Source organism: Streptomyces sp. B93, from assembly GCF_018070565.1.
Taxonomy (GTDB): domain Bacteria; phylum Actinomycetota; class Actinomycetes; order Streptomycetales; family Streptomycetaceae; genus Streptomyces.
Genome location: NZ_JAGPXL010000022.1, coordinates 38,242 through 62,669 on the forward strand (window position 1 = coordinate 38,242; position 24,428 = coordinate 62,669).

Here is a 24,428-nt window from a genome sequence, read left to right on the forward strand (position 1 = left end):
GGGGTCACCGGCGTTCCTAGTTCGGGTCCGTCTCTATGACGGCCGTGCGGTCGGTGGTGCTCTTCAGGGCCAGGCGGAGGGCGCCGATGACGTCCTCGACGGTGACCGCGGTCTTCTGGCCGGTGGCGCGGGTGATGCGGACGTCGTCGAAGGTGCTGCCGTACAGCTCCTGGAGGGCGGCCTTGTCGTAGCTCTCGACGAGCTTGCCGTCGACGGCCTTGACGCCGAGGAACTTCCACAGGGAGTTCTCGGGGCTGAAGGCGATCGAGTGGGCCGGGTCGGTCTGGACGGTGACGTTGTCGGACATCGCCGGTTCGGCGAACTCCTTCATCATCCGGTCGACCTCGGCCTTGTCGACGGTCGGCTGCTTGGCGGTGGTCGGCACCTGGACGGTGGCGGCCGTGCCGGTCTCGACCTGGGTACGGTAGGCCGCCTCGACGGCACTGGCCGCCGGGCCCACGGCGATGCCCTTGCCCGCCTTGCCGTAGACCGGGACCGCCTTGCCGGACTCGAACCTGATGGTGCCCTCGGTCACCGACCCGGCGCCGCCGGCGGCCCTCTCCAGGGCGGCGTTCAGCTTCTCCTCGTCGACGGGCATGACCGGTTCGACGACGCGCTGGTTGCCGAACAGGGAGCCGATGACGGAGACCGGGTTGTAGTCGCTCTCGGCGGCCGCCGCGACCGTGGCCGTGGCGTCGAACTGGAGGCCCGCCTGGTCCGGCTTGAGCGCGACGGCCTCGCCGTCCACGGACAGCTTCAGCGGGCTGTTGATCCGGTCGCCGAGGGCGTCGCCGAGCTTCTTGACGGCCTCGTCGCGGGTGCCGCCGCCGATGTCGACGCCGAGCACGGTGGTGCCCTTGGGCACGTCGGAGTGGTTCATCAGCAGCCCGGCGCCGTAGGCGACACCGGCGACGGCGATCAGGCCGCCGCCGAGCAGTACCAGCTTGTTGCGGCCCTTCTTCTTGCGGGGGGCCGCGGCGGCGGGCGCGGGCGGCTTCGGCTGCTGCTGCGGCCGGGGCGCGTCCGCGTGCGCGGGGGTGCCGAACGGCGGGGTGCCGCGGTCGGCGGGGGGGACGACGGGGATGCCGCTGGTGACGGTGTGGCCGGAGACGTTGTCCGCGGTGTTGCCGTAGAGGCCGCCGGGGGGTTCGGGGGCGGGCTTCTGCGGGGTGAGGATCGCGGTGTCGTCGCTCAGTCCGCCGCCGGGGCCGTGGCCGGGGGCGCCAGGGGCCGTACGCGGCCCGCCGCCCGCCGTTCCGGGGCCGCCCGGAGCGTTGGGCCCGGCCGGGCCGCCGGGGCGGCCGGGAGCCGCTCCAGGGCCGCCGACGGCGGGCAGCCGGGGGCCGTCGCCGGTGACCGGGCCGCCGGTCGGGCCGCTGGGGTGCTGGGCCGCGCCGGGGCCGCCGAAGCCGCCGTAGGGGTCCTGGGCGTGCTGGCCGGTCTGGCTGCTCGGGTCGTCGTCGGAGAAGTACGGCAGGTCGTCGCGGCGCGGCTCGGGGCCGCGCTGACCGGCCGTCAGCGCCTCGGTGACGTCGAAGGAGCCGGTCCCGCCGCCGTGGCCGGGCGCCACGGGGCCGCCGGTGGCGCCCGGGAGCCCGGCGCCGTTCGTGCCGCCGCCCTGCATGTTCATGGAGCCGCCGGAGCCACCGGGACGCCCGGCACCCGGCCGAGGCCCGGCCGGGACACCCGCACCCGCACCCGGCGTGCCCGGAGCGGGGGAAGCGCCGGAGGCGGACGCGCCGTTGGCGGTGGAGCCGCCCTGACCGGCCTTGGGCGCCTGGGACTTGCGCGGCGCGAACCAGTCGCTGGTCTTCTCGCCGCCACCCGGGCCACCGGCACCGCCGGGACCACCGCTGCCACCGGCCGCGCCCATCGCGCCCGTTCCGCCGGACGCGGCGGCCCCCGCGGGCTCCACGGAGCGCTCGGCACCGCCCAGCGCGGCGGCGGGCACCCCACCGGACGGCGTCGGCGTCCCGCCCTCGGTCGCGCCCGTGTCCTCGGTCTCACCGACGGGCTTGCGCACGACGACCGGCGGAATCGGCCGCGATCCGGGGATGTTGATCCGGATCCGGGTCGTCAGCGTGGTCTCGGTCTTGCGGTCCTCAGGCTGTGCGGCCGTACGGCCCGCGTCCGCGTTGCCGCCCGTGGGCGTGCCGTAGGGCGGCGTCCCCGACGGGTAGGCGGCTCCGCCGCGCCCGTTGGGCCCGGAGGACGGACTGTCAGTTTCACGACTCAAGGCAGGTTCTCCCGGTTGGCTCGCCGCCCGCTGCGACCTCGCTCTGCTAGGGCCCCCCTCCGCTGGAGGGGACCAGAGAGCCTGGGGGAGGCTCGGCGGCGGGACCACCATACTGGCCACTTCTGGCGCTTATCCCATGACCGCCGTGGAAACCCACACCGGACTCGCACGAGTGCGGGACGGCGAACTGGTACGTCAATGCCAAGTCGGACGACCCGGACCTACGGTTGCCGGCCCGTCACCAAGGTGGCGCACATCACAGCCACACCCATGCCGCCGAGGAGGAAGAGGTACGAACCGGCTCCCGCGGCGAACAGGAAGTCGCCCTCCGGACGGCTGGCGGTGAGCAGTACCACGGCGACCATCCAGCCCGCGGCGGGTGCGATCGCCCCGCCCCGGCCGCCGAGCGCGCGGGCGCCGCCGACGAACAGTCCGGCCGCACCGGCGAGCGCGAGCAGCAGCCCGCCGGGGAACCAGCCGTCCTGCACCAGCGCCCCGGCGCAGCCGACGACCGCGCCGAGCAGGAAGAGTCCCAGGTAGAGGGCGATCCGCAGGGCGGAGGGCCGGTGCAGGGGCTGGGCGAGCAGCGATCCGCGGTCGCTCATGCCGACCCCTCCGGTTCCCCGGGGGCCAGCCCGGCGAAGAGGTCGCGTTCGTCCGTCGCGCCCGGCTCGCCGCTCACCAGCTCGTAGTACTCGGTGGTGAAGATCGGCTGGGCCAGTTCGTTGGAGAGCGCGAAGTACGGCCCGGCGACCTCGATCTGGGTGGCGTGCGCCCGCATCGCGGCTGCCTTGGCGGTGGCGTACGCGGTGCCGTCGACGGTGGTGGTGACGCGCTCGTCGAGGACGACGCCGGGTACGTCGTCGAGGGTGGCGCTCTTGGTGAAGGGCAGGCCGGGCAGGGCGTCGGCGAGGCGGGCGAATGCCTCCTCGGCGGCGCCGCGCGGTACGCGGTTCCAGTAGATCTTGGCGATGGGGCAGCCCGCCTCGGCGGCCAGCTCGGCGGCGCGCATGGCGATGCGGTGGGCCTTGATGTGGTCGGGGTGGCCGTAGCCGCCGTGCGGGTCGTAGGTGACCAGGACCTGGGGGCGGACCTCGCGGATGATCTCGACCAGCTGGGCGGCGGCCTCGTCGAGGTCGGCCTGCCAGAGGCAGTCGGGGTCGTCGTTGTCGGGCAGGCCCATCATCCCGGAGTCCTGGTAGCGGCCGGGGCCGCCGAGCTGACGGAAGTCCTCCACGCCGAGCGCGCGCATGGCGGCGGCCAGCTCGCCGAGCCGGTGCTCGCCTAGGGCGGCGCCGGTGAGGTGGGCGAGCCCGGGCGGGATCACCTCGCCATGCTCACCGAGGGTGCAGGTGACCAGGGTCACATGGGCACCCTCGGCCGCGTACCTGGCCATGGTCGCGCCGTTGTTGATCGACTCGTCGTCCGGGTGCGCGTGCACCAGCAGCAGACGACGCGCGGGCAGTACCGTCATGCACCCACCCTACGAGGCGCCGCCGACACTGCCGCGCGGTCCTCTCAGAACTTGATGCTGCCGATCATCCCCGCGATGTTCGTCGTCAGCTCGCTGATCGTGGGAGCGACGGTCGAGGACGCGAGGTAGAAGCCGAGGAGCATGCAGACGATGGCGTGCCCCGCCTTCAGGCCTGACTTCTTGATCAGCAGGAAGACGATGATCGCCAGCAGCACCACCGCCGAAATCGAGAGTGCCACGGCGGCTCACCTCCAAGAACCCGGGAACGTGGGGGAAACGGTCGAGGAACAGGTCTGGGAACAGTGCGAGGGAACGGGTAAATCCATACAGCAGCCAGCAGGTTGATACCCACGCAGCGCTAGTGATCATAACTATCCGTACGTGCGCATCGATCGGCGCACGGCCGCACAAGGGGGCGCATGGCCAATATGGTCAGGGCATGACGATGGCGCCTGATTCCTTCCCCCGACGGCACGCCCGCAGCCAGCGCTTCACGCTCGGCGCGCCGCGTTCGTTCACGGTGGCTCCCGACGGTTCCCGTGTCGTGTTCGTGCGCTCCCGCTCCGGTACCGACCGGGCCGGTGTGCTGTGGGTTCTCGACCTGGCGGACGGCTCGGAACGGGTGGCGGCCGACCCGCGCGCCCTGCTCGGCGGCGCCGAGGAGGACCTGCCGCCGGAGGAGCGGGCGCGGCGCGAGCGCAGCCGTGAGGGCGGCGCGGGCATCGTCGGCTACGCCACCGACACGGCCGTGGAGCTGGCGTCTTTCGCCTTGTCAGGGCGGCTTTTCACGGCCGAGCTGCGGGCCGGTACGGCACGTCAGCTGCCCACCGCGCAGCCGGTGGTCGATCCGCGTCCGTCGCCCGACGGACGGCATGTCGCCTATGTCGCGCGGGGCGCGTTGCGGGTGGTCGGCGCGGAGGGCGCGGACGACCGGGCGCTCGCCGAGCCGGAGTCGGAGGGGGTTTCCTACGGTCTGGCCGAGTTCATCGCGGCCGAGGAAATGGCGCGTTCGCGTGGGTTCTGGTGGTCGCCGGAGTCCGACCGGCTCCTGGTGGCGCGCGTGGACGACACGCCGGTGAGGCGGTGGTGGATCTCCGACCCCGCCCGGCCGGAGCGTGACCCACAACACGTCCCCTACCCGGCCGCCGGGACGGCCAACGCGGAGGTCCGGCTGCTGGTGATCGGCCTGGACGGCTCGCGCACGGAGGTGGTCTGGGACCGGGCGCGCTATCCGTACCTGGCTCGAGTGCACTGGTCAGCGGCGGGTGCTCCACTGCTGCTCGTACAGGCGCGCGACCAGCGCAGCCAGCTGTACCTGGCGGTGGACCCGGACACGGGCGCGACCCGGATGGTGCATGCCGACGAAGATCCGATTTGGCTTGATCTTTTCCCCGGGGTGCCGTGCTGGACCCCGTCCGGGCAGCTGGTGCGGATCGCGGACGAGGGAGGCGCTCGGGTACTCGCGGTCGGTGAACGCCCGCTGACCGGGCCGCAGTTGCACCTGCGGGCGGTGCTCGACGTCTCCGACGACGACGTGCTGGTCTCGGCGTCCGCCGGGGCGGAGGCCACGGCCGCGGAGATCGGCGAGGTCCATGTGTACCGGGTCAACGAACTCGGCTGGGAACGTGTCTCCCAGGAGCCCGGTGTGCACACGGCGGTGCGCTCCGGGGACGTGACCGTGCTGGTCTCGGCGGCGCTCGACCGGCCGGGGGCGCTGGTGCGGGTGCTGCGGGACGGCAAGCAGGTGGCGACTGTCCCCTCGTACGCGGAAGATCCTGGTCTGTCCCCGCGCATCACGCTCACCTTGGGGGGCGCACGGCAGATCCCATGCGCCGTGCTTATGCCTCGGGACTACGCCGGTGACACCGCGCTCCCCGTGCTCCTCGACCCGTACGGCGGGCCGCACGGCCAGCGGGTGGTCGCGGCGCACAACGCGCACCTCACCTCACAGTGGTTCGCCGACCAGGGCTTCGCGGTGGTCGTGGCGGACGGCCGGGGCACCCCCGGGCGCTCCCCCGCCTGGGAGAAGGCGATCAGGGACGAGGTCGCGGCGGTCGTGCTCGAGGACCAGATCGACGCGCTCCGGGCCCTCGCCGCCGACTTCCCGCTCGACCTCGACCGGGTCGCCGTTCGCGGCTGGTCCTTCGGCGGCTATCTGGCGGGGCTCGCGGTGCTGCGGCGCCCCGACGTCTTCCACGCGGCGGTGGTCGGCGCCCCGGTCACGGACGTACGGCTGTACGACACCCACTACCAGGAGCGCTATCTGGGACACCCGGACGAGCAGCCCGAGGTCTACCGGCGCAACTCGATGATCGACGACGAGGGCCTGGTCGACGCGGCCGAGCCGCACCGGCCGATGCTGATCGTGCACGGCATGGTCGACGACAACGTGGTCGTCGCGCACTCCCTGCGGCTCTCCTCCGCCCTGCTGGCCGCGGGCCGCCCGCACGAGGTGCTGCCGCTGTCCGGCGTCACCCACATGACCCCCCAGGAACAGGTCGCGGAGAACCTGCTGCTGCTCCAGGTGGACTTCCTACGGCGCGCCCTGAATCTGAGCTGAGCCAAGGACATTCCACGGAGCACCGCAACCATCAATTGAGGAACCACGACGAAACACCGGCGAGGTCCGCGAAGGCGGCGCCGGTTCAGGCGCAAAAAGGGGCAACGGGCCGGGATGACATGGCGCATCCCGGCCCGTTTACGGCACCCGCACGGCCGTACGCTCCACAGCGTGCCGCGTCCGTATATCGGAACCGGGTCGCGGGAGTTGCCTCCGTGTTACTCGTTCTCGGCCTCCGGCGGGACCACCTGTTTCTCCTCCGCGAAGTGGCACGCCGAGTCGTGGACGGCCGGGCCCCTCGCCCCCTGGAACGCCTCCGGGACCGCCAGCGCCGGGACCTCCACCACACAGCGTTCGCGGGCCTTCCAGCAGCGGGTGCGGAAGCGGCAGCCGGAGGGCACCTTCGTCGGGGAGGGCACGTCACCGGCGAGGATGATCCGCTCCCGGTGCTCCCGGGCCTCCGGGTCGGGCACCGGGACCGCGGAGAGCAGCGCCTGGGTGTACGGGTGGGTGGGGTGGTCGTAGATCTCGGCGTCCGAGCCGGTCTCCACGATCCGGCCGAGGTACATCACCCCGACCCGGTCGGAGATGTGCCGCACGATCGACAGGTCGTGGGCGATGAAGACGTACGACAGGTCGAACTCGTCCTGGAGGCGCGCCATCAGGTTGATGACCTGCGCCTGCACCGACACGTCCAGCGCCGACACCGGCTCGTCGGCGACGATGATCTCGGGGCGCAGCGCCAGCCCCCGGGCGATGCCGATGCGCTGGCGCTGGCCGCCGGAGAACTGGTGCGGATAGCGGTTGATGTACTCGGGGTTGAGGCCGACGACGTCCAGCAGGTCCTGCACCCTCGTGCGCCGGTCGCCCTTGGGGGCGGCCTCGGGGTGGATCTCGTACGCCTCGCCGATGATGTCGCCGACGGTCATCCGGGGGTTGAGGGAGGTGTACGGGTCCTGGAAGACCATCTGGATGTTGCGGCGTACCGCCTTCAGCGCGCGGCCGGAGAGGTGGGTGATGTCCTCGCCCTTGTACCTGATCGTCCCGGCGGTCGGTTTCTCCAGGCTGACCAGCATCTTCGCGACCGTGGACTTGCCGCAGCCGGACTCGCCGACGATGCCGAGGGTCTCGCCGCGGTCGAGGGTGAAGTCGACGCCGTCCACGGCCTTCACGGCGCCGATCTGCTTCTTGAAGAGGATGCCCTGGGTCAGCGGGTAGTGCTTGACCAGCCCGCTGACCTCCAGGATCGGCTCAGCCATGCAGGCACTCCCTCCAGAAGTGGCAGGCGCTGCCCCGGTCCGGACGGCCCTCGATCTCGTACAGGGGCGGCTCGTCGGTGGTGCAGACGTCCCGTGCCAGCGGGCAGCGCGGGTGGAAGGCGCAGCCCGGCGGGATGCGCAGCAGGCTGGGCGGCAGGCCCTTGATGGCGTACAGCTCCTGGCCCTTCTGGTCCAGGCGCGGGATGGAGTCGAGCAGGCCGCGCGTGTACGGGTGGGCGGGGGCCTTGTAGATGTCGTGGACGGGCGCGGACTCCACGATGCGGCCCGCGTACATCACGGCGATCCGGTCCGCGACGTCGGCGACCACGCCGAGGTCGTGGGTGATCAGGATGAGTCCCATGTGGTACTCGCGCTGCAACTCCGCGAGCAGCTCCATGACCTGGGCCTGGACGGTGACGTCGAGGGCGGTGGTGGGCTCGTCGGCGATGATCAGCTTGGGTTCCAGGGCGAGCGCCATCGCGATCATGATCCGCTGGCGCATACCGCCGGAGAACTGGTGCGGGTACTGCCGTACGCGCTCCTTGGCGGCGGGGATGCGGACCCGGTCCATCAGCTCCACGGCCCTGGCCCGCGCGTCCTTCCGGGACATCCCGCGGTGCACGGTGAACATCTCGCCGAGCTGGTCGCCCACCGAGAGCACCGGGTTGAGGGCGGACAGCGCGTCCTGGAAGATCATCGCCATCTCGGCGCCGCGGACCTTCCTGCGCTCCTCCTCCTTCAGCTTCAACAGGTCCCGGCCCTGGAAGAGGACCTCGCCGCCGGTGATCCGGCCGGGCGGCATGTCGAGGATGCCCATGACGGCCTGGGCGGTGACCGACTTGCCGGAGCCGGACTCGCCGAGCACGGCGAGCGTCTCGCCCGCGTCCACCTGGTAGTTGACGCCGTTGACGGCCTTGGCGACCCCGTCCCGGGTGTGGAACTCCACGTGCAGGTCGCGTACGTCGAGCAGCATGGCGGCGGCTCACCTCAGCTTGGGGTCGAGGGCGTCGCGCACCGCGTCGCCGAGCATGATGAACGCGAGCACGGTGATCGCCAGCGCTCCGGAGGGCCACAGCAGGGCGTGCGGGGCGTTGCGGATGTAGGGGGAGGCGGCGGAGATGTCGATGCCCCAGGACACGCTCGGCGGCCTGAGCCCGACCCCGAGGAAGGACAGCGTGGCCTCCAGCGCGATGTAGGTGCCGAGCGCGATGGTGGCGACCACGATCACCGGGGCGACGGCGTTGGGCGCGATGTGCCGCAGCAGCAGCCGGGAGTTGGAGGCGCCGAGGGCGCGGGCGGCCTGGACGTAGTCGTTCTGCTTGGCGGTGATGACCGAGCCGCGGGCGATGCGGGAGATCTGCGGCCAGCCGAGCAGCACGATGAACCCGATGACGGGCCAGATGGTGTTGCTGGTGACCACCGACAGCAGCACGAGTCCGCCGAGGACGACGGGGATGGCGAAGAAGACGTCGGTGATCCGGGAGAGGACGGAGTCGGAGGCGCCGCCGAAGAACCCGGCGAGGGCGCCCAGGACGCTGCCCAGCAGGGCCACCCCGAGCGTGGACAGCACCCCGACCGCGACGGACATACGGGCCCCGTAGACGGTCCTGGTGTAGACGTCGCAGCCCTGCCCGTTGAAGCCGAACGGATGGCCGGGCTGGGAGCCTTCCTGCGCCTTGGAGAGGTCGCACTGGAGCGGGTTGCCGGAGGCGATCAGCGACGGCCACAGGGAGATCACGATCAGAAAGAGGATGAACAGGCCCGAGCAGATGAAGACCGGGTTGCGGCGCAGATCGTGCCAGGCGTCGGACCACAGGGACCGCGGCTTCTCCTGGGGCCCGGTGCCGACCGGACCGCCCGGGGTCTTCTCCAGGGTCTCCGCCTCGTCCAGGCCCAGGTCCATGGCGCCGCCCTGACCGGTGGAGGCGATGGCGTTGTCGGGCTCACGCGGCGGCTCAGGCATAGCGGATCCTCGGGTCGAGTACGGCGTACAGGAGGTCGACGATGAGGTTGGCCGCGAGGAAGACCAGGACGAGGATGGTCACGAAGCCGACGACGGTCTGCGTGTTCTGGCGCAGGATGCCCTGGTAGAGCTGGTAGCCCACGCCGTGGATGTTGAAGATCCGCTCGGTGACGATGGCGCCGCCCATCAGGAAGCCCACGTCCGCGCCGATGAAGGTGACGACGGGGATGAGGGAGTTGCGCAGCAGGTGCCGGGTGATGACCCGGCGCCTCGGCAGGCCCTTGGCGACGGCGGTACGGACGTAGTCGGAGCGCCGGTTCTCCGCGATGGACGTCCGGGTCAGCCGGGTGACGTACGCCAGTGAGACGGACGCCAGCACCAGGCCGGGCACGATCAGCTCGTCGAAGGGCGCCTCCGGGGAGACGGAGGGACTGATCCAGCCCCACTTCACGCCGAGCAGCAGCTGGATCAGCAGACCGGTGACGAACGTGGGGACGGAGATGACGACCAGGGTGGCCAGCAGCACCCCGGTGTCGACGGGGCGGCCGCGGCGCAGCCCCGTGACGACCCCGAGGGTGATCCCGATGACGATCTCGAACAGGATGGCGATGAGGGTGAGCCGGATGGTGACCGGGAACGCCGTGCCCATCAGCTCGGTGACCGGCTGGCCGTTGAAGGCGGTGCCGAAGTCGCCGGTGAAGACGTTGCCCATGTAGGTCAGGTACTGCTGCCACACGGGCTCGTCGAGGCCGAACTCGTGGCGCAGCCGGGCGGCCGTCGCGGGATCGCACTGGCGGTCGCCGCAGAGTCCCGCGATGGGGTCGCCCATCACGTTCACCATGAGGAAGATCAGCAGCGTGGCCCCGATGAAGACCGGGATCATCTGGAGCAGCCGCCGGACGACGTAGCGTCCCATGCCGCCCCCTCAGCTGACCTGGATCTCGTTGTAGACGGGGACGCTGAACGGGTTGAGCTTGACGTTGGACAGCCGCTCCGAGTAGCCCGCGCTGCCGTTCTGGTACCACAGCGGGATGGCGGCCATGTTGTCCCGGACGACCTCCTCGGCCTGCTGGAAGAGGTCGACGGCCTTGGCGGTGTCGGACTCGGCGTTGGCCTGGTCGACCAGGTCGTCGAACTGCTTGTTGCTCCACTTGCCGTCGTTGGAGGAGGCGTTGGTGTAGTACAGCGGCTGGAGGAAGTTCTGGATCAGCGGGTAGTCCATCTGCCAGCCCGCGCGGAACGGCCCGCTCATGTTCCGGTCGGTGATCTGGCTGCGGAAGTCCGCGAAGGTGCCGATCGGGTTGCCGACGCAGGCGCGGTCGTTGTCGAGGGCGTTGTTGATGGAGTTGCAGACCGCGTCGACCCACTCCTTGTGGGAGCCGGTGTCGGCGTTGTAGCTGATCCTGACCTGTCCGCCGGGCAGCCCGCCGCCCTGCTCGATCAGCTTCTTCGCTTCGTCGGGGTCGTACTCGCACAGGTCCCCGCACAGCTCCGGGTCGAAGCCGCCGTCCTCCCCGAGCACCGGGGACGTCCAGTCCTTGGCGGGGGTGCGGGTCTTCTGGAAGATCGTCTCGGTGATCTGGCCGCGGTCGATCGCCCGGGACAGGCCCTTGCGCACGTCGTCGGAGCCCTCCTTGTTCCAGTTCTTGTCGTAGAACGGGAAGGCGAGGGTCTGGATGATCCCGGCCGGGGTGTTGATGTAGCGGTCGCCGAGGTCGTTCTGCACGTTCCGCAGCTGGGCGGCGGGCACGTCGTCGACGAGGTCGAGGTTGCCGGCGAGCAGGTCGGTGTAGGCGGTGTTGTTGTCGGTGTAGACCTTCAGGTCGACGCCGCCGTTCTGCGCCTCGTCGTCGCCGGGGTAGTCCTCCCACTTGCGCAGCGACATCTGCGAGCCGCGGGTGTAGGAGTCCACCAGGTACGGGCCGTTGCCGACCGGCTTGGCCAGCCAGGCGTCGTGGTCGTCGAAGAACGCCTTGGGCAGCGGCACGTAGGCGTTGTAGCCCAGGGTCTCGGGGAAGGTGGAGAACTTCTGGTTGAGCTTGACCGTGAAGGTCCGCTCGCCGGTGACCTCCAGGCCGGAGAGGGTGTCGGCGGTCTGCTCACTCCCGTCCTCCGGGTGGACGGCGTCGTAGCCCTCGATGTAGCTGAAGAAGTAGGCGTTGCGCTGGTTGTTCTTCAGGCTGGCGCCGTAGTTCCAGGCGTCGACGAAGGACTGGGCGGTGACCTGCTCGCCGTTGCTGAAGGTCCAGCCGTCCTTGACGGTGACGGTGAAGTTCTGCGAGTCGGTGGTCTCGATGCTCTCGGCGAGCATGTCCTTCGCCTCGCCCGTCTCCGGGTCGTACTTCTTCAGCCCGCGGAAGATCATGTCGAGGACCTTGCCGCCCTGCACCTCGTTGGTGTTGGCGGGCTCCAGCGGGTTCTGCGGGTCCCCCCAGGACGAGCTGAGCACGGCGCCCGAGTCGCCCCCGCCGCCGTTGCCGTCCCCGCCGCCGCAGGCCGCCGCCACAAGGCCCGCGGCCACCGCACACGCGGCCCATCTGGCGTGCCTGGCTCCACGCATGGAGTCCCTCCTCGTTCGCGCCGTACGTCAGCGCCGGGGCGCTGAACCGTTAACGGCCAATATCAGGGCAGAGGGGGGCACAGTGCATGCAGTGTCCGGCCGGATGGATGACGGGCCGTGGAACACGACGGAGCCCGGCCGGGTGGCCGGGCTCCGTCGGGACGTGGCGGCGGTGCCGCGTCAGGACTTGGCGGGGGCGTCGCCCTCGGCCTCCAGGGCCTGGAGCGCCGGGTCCATGACCACGTCGGCGCCGTGCGCCTCGGTCGTCGGGTCCTCCGGGAAGTGGCAGGCGGTCAGGTGACCGTCGCGGTTGCCGGAGATCTGGACCAGCGGGGGCTCCTCCGTGGCGCACTTGTCCTGCGCCTTCCAGCAGCGGGTGCGGAAGCGGCAGCCGGACGGCGGGTGGATCGGCGAGGGCACGTCACCGTAGAGACGGATGCGCTCGCGCTGCTCGGCGTCGTCGTCCACCTGCACCTCGGGCACCGCGGACAGCAGCGCGTGGGTGTAGGGGTGACGCGGCCGGTTGTAGATGGAGTCCCGGTCGCCGACCTCGACCACCTTGCCGAGGTACATGACCGCCACGCGCTGCGAGAAGTGCCGCACGATCGCCAGGTCGTGGGCGATGAAGACGAACGCGATGCCCAGCTCTTCCTGGACCTTCTGGAGCAGGTTCACCACCTGCGCCTGGATGGACACGTCCAGGGCCGAGACCGGCTCGTCCGCGACGATCAGCTTCGGGTTCAGGGCGAGCGCGCGGGCGACGCCGATACGCTGGCGCTGACCGCCGGAGAACTCGTGCGGGAAGCGGTTGTAGTGCTCGGGGTTGAGGCCGACCAGCTCCAGCAGCTCCCGGACGCGCTTCTCCCGGCCGCCCTCGGGGTTGATCCCGTTGACCTCCATCGGCGACTTGATGATGGAGCCGACGGTCTGCCGCGGGTTCAGCGAGGAGTACGGGTCCTGGAAGATCATCTGGATCTCGGACCGCACCGGCGCCAGCTGCTTGCGGTTGGCACGGGTGATGTCCTGACCGGCGTACGTGATCCGTCCCGCCGTCGGCTCCAGGAGGCGGGTGATCAGCCGGCCGGTGGTGGACTTGCCGCAGCCGGACTCGCCGACCAGGCCGAGGCTCTCGCCCACCCCGACCCTCAGGTCCACGCCGTCGACGGCCTGGACGGCGCCGACCTTGCGTTTGATCGGGAAGCCGCCGTAGATCGGGAAGTGCTTGGTCAGGCCCGTGACCTCCAGGAGCGGCTCCTTGGAGGTGGCGGCGGAGCCCTGCTGTGCGGGGAGGGTGAGGTTCTCGCTCATGATCTCGGTTCTCCCTAGCGCAGCCGGGGCTGGATCTCGTCGATGAAGATGGTCTGCTTCTGCTCCGCCGTGAGGTGGCAGGCGGCGGCACGGCCCTCGGCCAGCGGCGGCCGGGACGTGGTGCACAGATCGCCGGACACCTGGTCACGGAAGGCGCAGCGCGGGTGGAAGGGGCAGCCGGACGGCGGGTTCAGCAGCGACGGCGGGCTGCCCGGGATCGGCGTCAGCTCCTGGTCGATGTCGCCGTCGAGGCGCGGCATGGAGCTGAGCAGACCCCAGGTGTAGGGGTGCGTCGGCGTGCGCAGCACCTCCTTGACCGAGCCGCGCTCGACGGCGCGGCCCGCGTACATCACCAGCAGGTCGTCGGCCATGTTGCCGATGACACCGAGGTCGTGGGTGATGAAGATGATCGCGGAGCCGAACTCCTGCTGGAGGTCCTTCAGCAGGTCCAGGATCTGCGCCTGCACGGTCACGTCGAGCGCGGTGGTCGGCTCGTCGGCGATCAGCAGGTCGGGGTCGCACATCAGCGCCATGGCGATCATCGCGCGCTGGCGCATACCGCCGGAGAACTGGTGCGGGTAGTCGTCGAAGCGCACCTTGGGCTGCGGGATGCCGACCTTCTCCAGCATCTGGACCGCCCGGTCCTTCGCCTCCTTCTTGGAGGCGCCGGTGTGCTTCATGTACGGCTCGGAGAGCTGCCGTCCCACCGTGTAGTACGGCGACAGCGCCGTCAGCGGGTCCTGGAAGATCATCGCCATCTTGTTGCCGCGGAGCTTCTCCAGCTCCTTCTCCTTGGCGGTGACGAGTTCCTGGCCGTCCAGGACGATCTCGCCGTCGATGGTGGTGGTCCTCGGGTTGTGCAGGCCCAGGATGGTCAGGTTGGTGACGGACTTGCCGGAACCCGACTCACCGACGATGCCCAGGGTCTTGCCCCGCTCGACATCGAAGGAGAGCCCGTCGACCGCCTTGACGATGCCGTCCTCGGTGGAGAACTGCACCCGCAGGTCACGGACCGAGAGGAAACTCTCGGACCCGGTCGGGGCCGGGACGTCCTCGGTCTTGGTCAGTGTGGTCACGGTGGTTCGTTCTTCCTAGGAGAGCCGGACGCGCGGATCGATCCAGGCGTACGCGATGTCGACGAGGATGTTCAGGAGCAGGATGAAGAAGGCTCCGACCAGCATGACACCCATCGTCAGCGGCAGGTCCTTCGTGACCGCTCCGTCCACGGCGAGGCGGCCGATTCCCTGGAGGGAGAAGGTGAGTTCGGTCACGACACCGCCACCGAGCAGGGCGCTCAGGTCGATGCCGAGGATGGTCACGATCGGGATGAGCGAGCCGCGCCAGGCGTAGCGGAAGAAGACGTACTTCTTGCCCATGCCCTTGGCCCGGGCGGTGCGCACGTGCTCCTCCTGGAGCTGCTCGATCATCGAGGAGCGCGCCATACGGGTGTACTGACCGGTGAAGATCGTCGCCATGACGGCCATCGGGATCCACAGCCCCGCGAGCCAGCCGAACGGGTCCTCGGTGAACGGGACGTACTTCGGGAACTCCACCCAGCCGGTGTTGTACACGAAGATCAGCAGCACGATCGGGCCGAGGAAGTAGATCTGGAACGAGCTGAGCACCATGGACGCGCCGGTGGCGGCCTTGTCGATCATGGAGCCGCGCCGGTAGGCGGCGACCATGCCCGCGCCGATGCCGATGACGAGGAAGACGACCAGGGCGCCGACCGTCAGGGACAGCGTCAGCGGGAAGCGGTCCATGATGATCGAGGTCACGTTGTCGTTGTAGAAGAACGACCGGCCCAGGCAGGGCGCGGGGCATTCGCCCTGCGGGAAGTCGCGCCCGGCCACGATGCCGGTCATGAACTCCCAGAACTGCGCGGCGAGCGGCTGATCCAGGCCGAGGGCGTGCCGGATGTCCTCCAGTCGCGCGGGCGAGCAGTCCTTGCCACAGGCCAGGGAGGCGTAGTCGGAGGGCGCGGCGACGAAGAGGAAGAAGGTTGCGGCACCGATCAGGAACAGGGTGACGACGGCACCGACCGAGCGCCGGAGGATGAACTGAAGCATGGCGGGGGGCTGCTCTCTGCGGAGACGGTGGACGGGTTCACGGAACCGCGGGGGTGCGCTCCGCCTGGTGCGCACCCCCGCGAACAGCCGTAGAGAGTTACGACTTCAGGAACAGTCGGGTCACGTCGAGGTAGCTCGACTCAGTGCTGTAGCGGGCACCGCCGATGTTCGAGCCGTACAGCTGGAACTGCTTGGTGTACCACAGCGGGGCGGCCGGGTTGACCTCCTCCAGGATGTACTTGTGGGCCTCTTCCCACGTCTTCGCGGCATCTTCCGGCTGCTGGTTCAGGGCCTTGCCGATCAGCTCCTGGACCTTCGGGTCGTTGATGTGCGAGTAGTTCGACTTGCCGTCGCCGACCTGGTCACCGTCGTAGACCGGGGTCACGACCGTGGACGGGGAGGGCCAGTCCTGGCCCCAGCCGGTGATGTAGATGTCGTACGGGTTCTTGACCTTGCCGATCTGCTCGTAGTACGACGCGGCGTCGATCTCCTTGGAGACCACGTCGATGCCGACCTTGCCGAGCGCGTCCTCGATGGCGACCTTGCGCTTCTGGCCGGCCTCGGAGTTGGCGTAGGCGAAGACCAGCTTCTTCTCGGCGGCCGGAACGTCCGCGAGCAGCTCCTTGGCCTTCTCGATGTTGCCCGCGGGCGTCTTCAGACGGCCGTAGGGGTCGTACTTGGCGTCGTAGCCCGGCAGGGTCGGGGCGAACAGGTTCGGGGCGACGTCGCCACCGAACGCGCCACCCTCACCGGCGATGAGCGACTTGGAGTTCACCGCGTAGGTGACGGCGTCCCGGACGGTCTTGTTCTTGACGCGGTCCAGGTTGAACGTCAGCTGCATCACGTAGGGCTGGTAGCCCTTGATGGTGCGCTTGTTGACGGCCGGGTCGCTGATGACGTCCTGGATCTGGGTGGCGTCGACGCTGCCGGTGAACTGGATGGCGTTCTTGGCCTCGCCCTGGTCGGAGATCAGACGCTTGGTCTGGGTCGACTCGGTGACGCCGAACTGGAAGTCGAAGCCGTCGACGTACTGGTGACGGACCGGGTCGGTGTTGGCGTCCCAGTTCTCGTTCTTGACGAGCTTGAGGGACTTGCCCGCCTTGAACTCCTCGATCTTGTACGGGCCGAGGGAGACGGGGGCGGTGTCGTACTTCTCCTTCGTGTCGGTCTCCTCCGGCACGATGGAGTAGCCCGGCATGGCCAGCGTCATCGGCAGGTCGGGACGCGGGGTGTCGAAGTGGAAGACGATCGTCTTGTCGTCCGGGGTCTCCAGGACGGAGTCCGGCAGGTGCTTCTTGCCGTAGCCGCCGTCCGGCAGGGCCTTGCGGTAGTCGGCACCGCTCAGCCAGGTCTGGAGGAAGGTCGGGCCGTCGAAGATGAACTCCGCGTACAGGCGCTCGACGGTGTGGCGGACGTCGGCCGAGGTGATCTCGTTGCCGTTCTCGTCCTTGAGGCCGTCCTTGAGCGTGAACGTCCAGGTCTTGTTGTCGTCGGACGCCTGGCCGGAGTCGGTCGCGAGGTCACCCACGACCGAGACGCCGCCCTTGCCGTCCTCCTGGAAGTTGGTCAGGCCGCGGAAGACCAGGTTGGAGAACTGACCCGCGTCGGAGACGTAGATCTGGCCCGGGTCCATGTGGGAGAGACCGGACTCCTGGTAGACCGTGACGGTGCCGCCGGGCTTGGCCCCGGGGACCTCCTCGGCCGGACCGGTGGAGGCCTTGGCGTCCAGGTAGGCAACGCCCTCGGACTGCTCCTTGGCCTTGTCCTGGCTCTCGCCCTTGTTCCCGCCGGAGTTGTTGCCGGTGTTCTCCGAGCAACCGGTGAGCGCGAGGGAACCAGCCGCGATGGCGACCAGTATGGCGCGCCCTCTGCGCGAGGTGAACGACTTCATAGCGGTGTATGCACCTACCTGTCGGTTGTTATCCATGAGTACTGCCTGACGCGGCTGGTAGGCCGACGCGGGGGCGGCAGCCACCCCCCACCAATGGACGGCTCAGCGCCCGGACTTGGGGTCGAAGGCATCCCGTACCGAGTCTCCGAGGAGGTTGAAGCACAGGATGAAGATCACCAGCGCCACACCCGGGAAGAAGATGAACGCGGGGTCCTGCTGGGTGTAGTCGGCGCCGGCGGCGAACAGACGCCCCCAGTCCGGGGTGGGCTCGACGAAGCCGACGCCCGCGAAGGAGAGGAAGGCGATGGTGAGGATCGTGCTGGGCAGCTGGTACGTGAACTGCACCAGCACCGGCGTGACGATGTTCGGCAGGACCTCCTTGCGGATGATCCGGCCCGGCGAGGCACCCGAGACCTTGGCGGCCTCGATGAACTCCCGCTCGCGCAGCGCCAGCACGACGGAGCGCACGAGTCGGGACATGCCCATCCAGCCGAGGATCCACAGCACGATCAGGATCGCCAGCGCCCGGAAGTACGTGGGCGTCTCGTCCCGCGGGTCCACGAAGAACGAGGTCACCACGGGCATGAAGGCGATGAAGAACAGCTGCGAGGGGAAGGACAGGAAGAAGTCCGTGACCCGGCCGAGCCAGTAGTCCGTGCGACCGGCGAAGTAACCGCCGACCAGACCGATGATGACACCGGTGACCGTCAACAGCACCGACACACCCAGCGCCATGAACAGCGACGTCCGCATGCCGTACACCAGCATGGCGAAGAGGTCACGGCCGTACTGCGGCTCCACGCCGAACCAGTGGTCGGCGGAGAGGCCGCCGAAGTAGCCGAGCGGGAGCCCGAAGTCGTCGAGGACGGGCTTGTCCGCGTACTCCGGGTCCTGGCCGTAGAGGGTGTACGGGTCGGTGCCGCTGATCGCGGTGAGCAGCGGTGCGGCCAGCGCGACGACGAAGAAGAAAATCACTACGCCGGCGCAGAACATCCCTGTACGGTCACGCCTGAAGCGCTGCCACATCAACTGCCCGGGAGAGCGACCCTCAAGCTTCTTGGGACTCTCGGCGACCTCGGAGGTCGCGTCGAGCTCGGGGTCCAAGGCGACCGCGGACCCGGAGCCCTCGGCCTTCGTCGGACTGGTCATGTGTGTTCTTCCCCCGGGGGGTTGGAGAGTTGAGCGCAGCACAGATACCGGCAGGTTCTGTGGTTTGGGGGAACTTTCGCCAAACGCATCAACGCGCGTCAAGGGCAGAAGGCATAGGGATCTCCCTACCGAGCTTTTTTTGAGCAAAAATTGCAAAGATTGACACCTGGGCGCGCTTGACAGCCGAGACTGAAAATCGACTTTCAACCCCAAAACGGACAATTCAATGGTTTACATGTCCGAAACTTGAGCGCAGCCATACCGATATCCGAACAGCGCGGAACAACCGCCATCACTCGCCCTTGCCGGGCGCCTCACAGGCACGCCGCGGACCCGGCTCCCCGTCATGGGAGCCGGGTCCGCGGCGGGAGCCCGTTACGGGCCCGTCAGGCGTGCTTGGCGCGGCTCGCGGCGCGGGCGCGCTCGCGGGCGTCCAGGTTGACCTTGCGGATGCGAACGGCCTCCGGGGTCACCTCGACACACTCGTCGTCGCGGCAGAACTCCAGGGACTGCTCCAGGGAGAGCTTGCGCGGCGGCACGATCGACTCGGTCACATCGGCGGTCGAGGACCGCATGTTCGTGAGCTTCTTCTCCTTGGTGATGTTCACGTCCATGTCGTCGGAGCGGGAGTTCTCACCGACGATCATGCCCTCGTACACCTCGGTGCCGGGCTCCACGAACAGCACGCCGCGCTCCTGGAGGTTCGTCATCGCGAACGCCGTGACGGCACCCGAGCGGTCGGCGACCAGCGAACCGTTGTTCCGGGTCTGGAGCGGACCGAACCAGGGCTCGAAGCCCTCGTGGATCGAGTGCCCGATACCGGTGCCGCGCGTCTGCGTCAGGAACTCCGTCCGAAAACCGATCAGTCCGCGCGAGGGCACGACGAACTCCATGCGCACCCAGCCGGAGCCGTGGTTGGACATGTTGTCCATCCGGCCCTTGCGGACGCCCATGAGCTGGGTGACGGCACCCATGTGCTCCTCGGGCACGTCGATCGTCATCCGCTCGACCGGCTCGTGGACCTTGCCGTCGATGTCCTTGGTGACGACCTTCGGCTTGCCGACGGTCAGCTCGTACCCCTCGCGCCGCATCGTCTCGACGAGGATGGCCAGGGCCAGCTCACCGCGCCCCTGCACCTCCCAGGCGTCCGGGCGCTCGGTGTCCAGCACGCGCAGCGAGACGTTGCCGATCAGCTCGCGGTCCAGGCGGTCCTTCACCTGGCGCGCGGTGACCTTGCGGTCCTTCACGGCGGCCTTGTTGTCGGCGCCCTTGCCCGAGCCGCCCCGCCCGACCAGCGGCGAGGTGTTGGTGCCGATCACCATGGAGATCGCGGGCTCGTCGACCGTGATCAGCGGCAGCGCGAGCGGGTTCTCCGGGTCGGCCAGCGTCTCACCGATCATGATCTCCGGGATACCGGCGACGGCGCAGATGTCACCGGGACCGGCCTTCTCGGCGGGCTTGCGGGTCAGCGCCTCGGTCATCATCAGCTCGCTGATCCGCACGTTGCTGACGGACCCGTCACGCTTCATCCACGCGACGGTCTGCCCCTTCTTCAGCTCGCCCTGCTGCACCCGCAGCAGCGCGATACGGCCGAGGAAGTTGTCCGCGTCCAGGTTGGTGACGTGCGCCTGGAGCGGGGCGCCCTCCTCGTAGACCGGGGCCGGGATGTGCTCCAGGATCGTCGAGAAGAACGGCTCCAGGCTGTCGCTGTCCGCCGGGACGGTGCCGTCCTGCGGCTTGGTCAGCGAGGCGATGCCGTCACGGCCGCAGGCGTAGACGATCGGGAACTCGATCTGGTCCTCGTCCGCGTCCAGGTCGAGGAACAGGTCGTACGCCTCGTTCACGACCTCGTCGATACGGGCGTCCGGCCGGTCCGTCTTGTTGATGCACAGGATCACCGGCAGCCGCGCCTGGAGCGCCTTGCGCAGCACGAAGCGGGTCTGCGGCAGCGGGCCCTCGGACGCGTCGACGAGCAGCACGACGCCGTCCACCATCGACAGGCCGCGCTCGACCTCGCCGCCGAAGTCGGCGTGGCCGGGGGTGTCGATGATGTTGATCGTGATCGGGTCGCCACCGGCCTTCGGGTGGTACTTCACCGCCGTGTTCTTGGCGAGGATCGTGATGCCCTTCTCACGTTCCAGGTCGTTCGAGTCCATGACCCGGTCGTCGACCTGTTCCAGCTGGTGCGCGGCGAAGGCACCGGCCTGCTTGAGCATGGCGTCGACGATCGTGGTCTTGCCGTGGTCGACGTGGGCGACGATGGCGACGTTGCGGATGTCGTGACGCGTTGCAGTCACAGCCATATTGCGGCGTACTCCCGGGATGGTGAGGACGGCTGCGCGTAGGTCTGCGTTACGCGCGCCCTGCCGGGCTTGACACGCCTCGGCCTTATCCCATGGTACGGGGCCTTTGGGTAGGGGGCTGCGTGGAGGGGGTTCGGGGGGGTGGGCCGGAGGTCCGGTGCTGGTGGGGCACCCTGCGGCACGACTGCCCGCGGCTACGTGGACGAGGGGCGGGGTGTGGGCTTCAGATAGCCCATGTCCTCGTAGACCGGGGTGGCGAAGCCGAAGGCGCCCGCGTTGGCGAGGTTCTTCTTCGTCGCGGTCAGCTGGGGGCGCTGGTACAGCGGGATGGAGCCCGCCGCCGCCCAGATGCGGGCGTCCGCCTTGCGCATCAGGGCGCGCGCCTCGCTCTCGTCCAGCGTGCCGACGGCCTGGTCGAAGAGCTGGTCGACCTGGTCGGTCCCCACCCGTGTGTAGTTCTGCTCGACGCTCAGCGAGCCGTCCGCCGCGGGCACCGGCTTGGCGTAGATCGGCCGCGCGTCCGTCGCCGGGAACGCCGACGTGGGCCACGAGTACAGGGCGAGGTCGTACTCACCGGACGCGATGTGGTCCTTGAAGTAGCCCTCCTCCTTGACCTTCGACACCTCGGTGCGGATGCCCACCCGGTCCAGCATCCGCCGGATCCGCTCCGCCACCGTCGCCAGCGTCTCCGACCCCGGCCCCGACGGCAGCACGAACCGCAGCGACAACGCCTTGCCGTCCTTCGCCAGCGGCCCCGCCCCCGCGGCACTGGACGGCGCCGCGGTCCCCTTGGGCGCGTACGCCCCCGGCGCGCTCCCCTTCAGGTGCTGCTTGCCGTCCTGGGCGAGTTCCTGGCCCTCGTCGCCCCCGCCCTCCCCCTTGTTGTCCTCACCGACGATGTACGTCCCGTCGTCGTCCTCAGCGGCGGACTTCTCCGGCTTGGCCTTGTCCGGCTTCTTCTCCCCCTCGGCAGCCTCCTTCTCCGCGCCCGCCGCCTTCTTCCCCTCCCCCGGCTCCCACCCGGCGTCCGCCAGCAGCGCCCGCGCCTCCTTCATGTCCTGGTCCCCCAGCGCCCCGCTGCCGTCCGCGTACGCCGCCTGTCCGGCGAGGGCGACATGGCTGCCGACGGGCTTCGTCGGCAGTCCCAGCGGCTTCAGCACCGTCCGCGCCAGTTCCCCGCGGTCCAGCGCCCGCGCCACCGCCCGCCGTACCCGCTCGTCCGCCAGCGGCCCCCCGGCGCCGTTCAGCGCGAGCTGGGTGTACGCGGGCTCCAGGGACTTGCGCACCTCGACGCCCCGGGCCCGCTCCACCCGCCGTACCGTCGCCGCGTCGACGTCGGCGACGTCGATCTCGCCCTTGGCCAGCGCGGCGGCCCGCTTCTCCCGCGGCACCGCGCTCAGCACGATCCCGTCGAGCTTCGCGGGCCGCCCCCACCAGCGCGGACTGCGGGTGAGGACGACCTCGTCGTCCTCCCGGTCGACCTTCTTCAGCGTGAACGGCCCGGCCGTCAGTTTCAGCTTGCGCCGCGCCCCCTCGTTGAAGGCGTCCGGCGACCCCATGACCTCCTTCGGGTACAGCGGCGAGAACAGCGACTTCCAGTCGGCGTAGGTGCGCCGGAAGGTGACCCTGACCTCCAGGTCGTTGTCGCCCCGTTCGATCCGCTCGATCCGCTCGTACCCGGCGTTGCGCGCCGTCCAGTACGCGCTGTCCTTCCCGGAGAGCGCCCGCCACTGCGCGGCGAAGTCCGCCGCCCCGATCTCCCGCCCGTTGCTCCAGACGGCCTGCTGGTTGAGCTTGTACAGGACGACCTGCTTGGGCTCGGTCTCGACGACCCTGGCCGATTCCAGATAGTCCGCGTTGATCTCCGCGCGCCCCGCCGCGTCCATCCGGTACATCGACGGCAGCACCGCCTGCGCGACCCGCGCCGTGGCCCCGTCGGCGTCGGCCTGGAAGGTGTTCAGCGTCTCCGGCACGGCGTCCACGGCCCACCGCAGCGTGCCGCCGTCGGCGATCCGGTCCCGCGCCGCGGGCGCGATGTCCGGCCCGGCCAGCGGCTTTCCGGCCGGGTCGGGCGAGCCGCACCCGGCGAGGGCGGGCACGGTGAGCGCGCCCGCGGTGAGGAAGACGGCCGAGCGCATCACCGTGCGCAGGCCGACGCCGTACTGGGACATCTCTGCTTACCTCCGGAGGCCGCAGGCGTTACGATCATTTTGGCGTTAATTGACAGGATCAGCCCGTATTAATGGGATTCGCCGGTACCGCAACGGCAACCGCCGCGAAGCCCACCCGTGCGGCGCAACCGCACCGGCAGTGCACCCACGCGCATCGGCCAATCGGTGCACGTCCCTTCCCACCGACCGGTGTGACGCGCAACACTCGCAGGCGCATGAACGTCGTCTGAACGTAGCCGCCCACGGCCGCACGGCCGACGGAAGTGAGGTCACGTCATGTCCGTGCACGATGAACTGACATCGGTCCAGCGCTGCCTCGACGACCTGACCAGGTACGTGAGCCGGCTGGAACAGCAGATGGGCAGCGGCGGAGTGGACATCCGCCGGGTCCGCGCCGACTGCGACCACCTGCGCGAGAGTGTGGCGCTGCTCCGCGAGTCGGCCGCCGCCCCGGGCACGGCCCGGCGCCCGGAGCTGGTCACCATCTCCGACGCCCCCTACGACAGCGCCCTGTGGACGGACACCGACGACGAGGGCCTGGGCGCCCGCAACCGCCACGCGCCCTGACCCCCGGCGCCGTACGCCGTAGCGCCGTAGCGCCGTGCGCTGTCCAGCCGTAGAGCCGACCCGACCGGAGTCAAGACTTGGCCACTGGTACGGAACCCCCGACAACAGAACCCCATCCGCCCGGCGCCGGTGTCCGGTCCGCCACCCGCGCCGCCATCACCGCCCCCCATCTGCGGACCGACCGCTGGTGGCTGGCCCCGGCCACCACGGCCCTCGGGCTGCTCGCCTTCATCGTGTACTCCACGTGGCGGGCCTTCGCCAACGCCGACTACTACGCGGCGCCGTACGTCTCGCCCTTCTACTCCCCCTGTCTGGCGGAGAACTGCGAGCCGATGAAGGCGGGCCCGAACTGGGAGATCTTCGGCAGCTGGTGGGGCCTGTCCCCCGCCATCCTGATCCTGATCTTCCCGCTCGGCTTCCGGCTGACCTGCTACTACTACCGCAAGGCGTACTACCGCGGCTTCTGGGCGTCTCCGCCGGCCTGCGCGGTCGCCGAGCCGCACCGCAAGTACACCGGTGAGACCCGCTTCCCGCTGATCCTCCAGAACGTCCACCGGTACTTCTTCTACGCGGCGATCCTGGTCGCGGGCATCCTCACCTACGACACGGTGCTCGCGTTCCGCGACGAGGACTACGAGTGGGGCCACATGGGCCTCGGCACCCTCGTCTTCCTCCTCAACATCGTCCTCATCTGGGCGTACACCATCTCCTGCCACTCCTGCCGCCATATCGTCGGCGGCCAGCTGAAGCACTTCTCCAAGCACCCCGTGCGCTACCGCATGTGGCGCTGGGTGGGGAGGCTCAACGCCCGCCACATGGCTCTGGCCTGGGCGTCCCTGGTGAGCGTGGCGCTCGCCGACTTCTACGTGTACCTGGTCGCGTCCGGTGCCTTCGACGATCCGCGCTTCTTCTAGTGAG

19 protein-coding genes are annotated in these 24,428 nt (G+C 69.7%); 3 read left to right on the plus strand and 16 right to left on the minus strand.

Annotated features, from left to right (window positions below; all coding sequences use genetic code 11):
• Positions 1-16: 16 nt before the first annotated feature.
• The 4 genes from KBY47_RS21500 to KBY47_RS21515 form a co-directional block, all read right to left on the minus strand.
• Positions 17-2,236, minus strand: coding sequence for a hypothetical protein (locus KBY47_RS21500; protein WP_210923094.1), 2,220 nt, complete (start codon positions 2,234-2,236; stop codon positions 17-19).
• A 221-nt stretch (positions 2,237-2,457) separates the two neighbouring features.
• On the minus strand, positions 2,458-2,841 hold the full coding sequence (locus tag KBY47_RS21505; protein ID WP_210923096.1) for a DUF6113 family protein: 384 nt from the start codon (positions 2,839-2,841) through the stop codon (positions 2,458-2,460).
• Complete coding sequence (mshB, locus tag KBY47_RS21510) at positions 2,838-3,710, minus strand: N-acetyl-1-D-myo-inositol-2-amino-2-deoxy-alpha-D-glucopyranoside deacetylase (protein WP_210923097.1); 873 nt, start codon at positions 3,708-3,710, stop codon at positions 2,838-2,840. The genes KBY47_RS21505 and mshB overlap by 4 nt, the downstream gene beginning before the upstream one ends.
• 44 nt (positions 3,711-3,754) lie before the next feature.
• Positions 3,755-3,949, minus strand: coding sequence for a hypothetical protein (locus KBY47_RS21515; RefSeq protein ID WP_003992731.1), 195 nt, complete (start codon positions 3,947-3,949; stop codon positions 3,755-3,757).
• 200 nt (positions 3,950-4,149) lie between these two features.
• Here KBY47_RS21515 and KBY47_RS21520 point away from each other — a divergent pair, with 200 nt between their 5' ends.
• Positions 4,150-6,270, plus strand: coding sequence for a S9 family peptidase (locus KBY47_RS21520; protein WP_210923100.1), 2,121 nt, complete (start codon positions 4,150-4,152; stop codon positions 6,268-6,270).
• Between the two features lie 218 nt (positions 6,271-6,488).
• Here the strand turns inward: KBY47_RS21520 and KBY47_RS21525 are convergent, their stop codons facing one another.
• The 12 genes from KBY47_RS21525 to KBY47_RS21580 form a co-directional block, all read right to left on the minus strand.
• A complete protein-coding gene (locus tag KBY47_RS21525; protein WP_210923101.1) occupies positions 6,489-7,529 on the minus strand; it encodes an ABC transporter ATP-binding protein in 1,041 nt (346 codons plus the stop codon).
• Positions 7,522-8,502 (minus strand): ABC transporter ATP-binding protein, encoded by a 981-nt coding sequence (locus KBY47_RS21530; protein ID WP_210923103.1) that lies wholly within the window; start codon positions 8,500-8,502, stop codon positions 7,522-7,524. The genes KBY47_RS21525 and KBY47_RS21530 overlap by 8 nt, the downstream gene beginning before the upstream one ends.
• Positions 8,503-8,511: 9 nt before the next feature.
• Positions 8,512-9,492 (minus strand): ABC transporter permease, encoded by a 981-nt coding sequence (locus tag KBY47_RS21535; protein ID WP_210923105.1) that lies wholly within the window; start codon positions 9,490-9,492, stop codon positions 8,512-8,514.
• On the minus strand, positions 9,485-10,408 hold the full coding sequence (locus tag KBY47_RS21540) for an ABC transporter permease (protein ID WP_210923108.1): 924 nt from the start codon (positions 10,406-10,408) through the stop codon (positions 9,485-9,487). Before KBY47_RS21540 ends, KBY47_RS21535 begins: the two co-directional genes overlap by 8 nt.
• A 9-nt stretch (positions 10,409-10,417) precedes the next feature.
• Positions 10,418-12,052 (minus strand): ABC transporter substrate-binding protein, encoded by a 1,635-nt coding sequence (locus KBY47_RS21545; RefSeq protein WP_210923109.1) that lies wholly within the window; start codon positions 12,050-12,052, stop codon positions 10,418-10,420.
• Between the two features lie 180 nt (positions 12,053-12,232).
• Positions 12,233-13,360: an ABC transporter ATP-binding protein gene (locus KBY47_RS21550; RefSeq protein ID WP_210923113.1), complete on the minus strand. Its 1,128-nt coding sequence runs from the start codon at positions 13,358-13,360 to the stop codon at positions 12,233-12,235.
• A gap of 14 nt (positions 13,361-13,374) precedes the next feature.
• Entirely contained in the window at positions 13,375-14,436 is a 1,062-nt protein-coding gene (locus KBY47_RS21555; protein WP_210923115.1) for an ABC transporter ATP-binding protein, read from the minus strand.
• Positions 14,437-14,451: 15 nt separating this feature from the next.
• On the minus strand, positions 14,452-15,429 hold the full coding sequence (locus KBY47_RS21560) for an ABC transporter permease (protein WP_210923117.1): 978 nt from the start codon (positions 15,427-15,429) through the stop codon (positions 14,452-14,454).
• Positions 15,430-15,526: 97 nt separating this feature from the next.
• Positions 15,527-17,320: an ABC transporter substrate-binding protein gene (locus KBY47_RS21565; protein WP_210923119.1), complete on the minus strand. Its 1,794-nt coding sequence runs from the start codon at positions 17,318-17,320 to the stop codon at positions 15,527-15,529.
• Between the two features lie 102 nt (positions 17,321-17,422).
• Entirely contained in the window at positions 17,423-18,469 is a 1,047-nt protein-coding gene (locus tag KBY47_RS21570; RefSeq protein ID WP_210923121.1) for an ABC transporter permease, read from the minus strand.
• Positions 18,470-18,855: 386 nt separating this feature from the next.
• On the minus strand, positions 18,856-20,772 hold the full coding sequence (gene typA, locus KBY47_RS21575) for a translational GTPase TypA (RefSeq protein WP_210923135.1): 1,917 nt from the start codon (positions 20,770-20,772) through the stop codon (positions 18,856-18,858).
• 194 nt (positions 20,773-20,966) lie between these two features.
• Positions 20,967-22,943 (minus strand): ABC transporter family substrate-binding protein, encoded by a 1,977-nt coding sequence (locus KBY47_RS21580; RefSeq protein WP_210923137.1) that lies wholly within the window; start codon positions 22,941-22,943, stop codon positions 20,967-20,969.
• A gap of 276 nt (positions 22,944-23,219) precedes the next feature.
• Between KBY47_RS21580 and KBY47_RS21585 the strand changes: the two genes are divergently transcribed.
• Positions 23,220-23,510, plus strand: a complete 291-nt coding sequence (locus KBY47_RS21585) for a hypothetical protein (protein WP_210923139.1) — start codon at positions 23,220-23,222, stop codon at positions 23,508-23,510.
• A 77-nt stretch (positions 23,511-23,587) separates the two neighbouring features.
• Positions 23,588-24,424 carry a hypothetical protein gene (locus KBY47_RS21590; protein ID WP_210923141.1) on the plus strand — a complete coding sequence of 279 codons (837 nt, stop codon included), beginning with the start codon at positions 23,588-23,590 and terminating at the stop codon, positions 24,422-24,424.
• Positions 24,425-24,428: the final 4 nt, after the last annotated feature.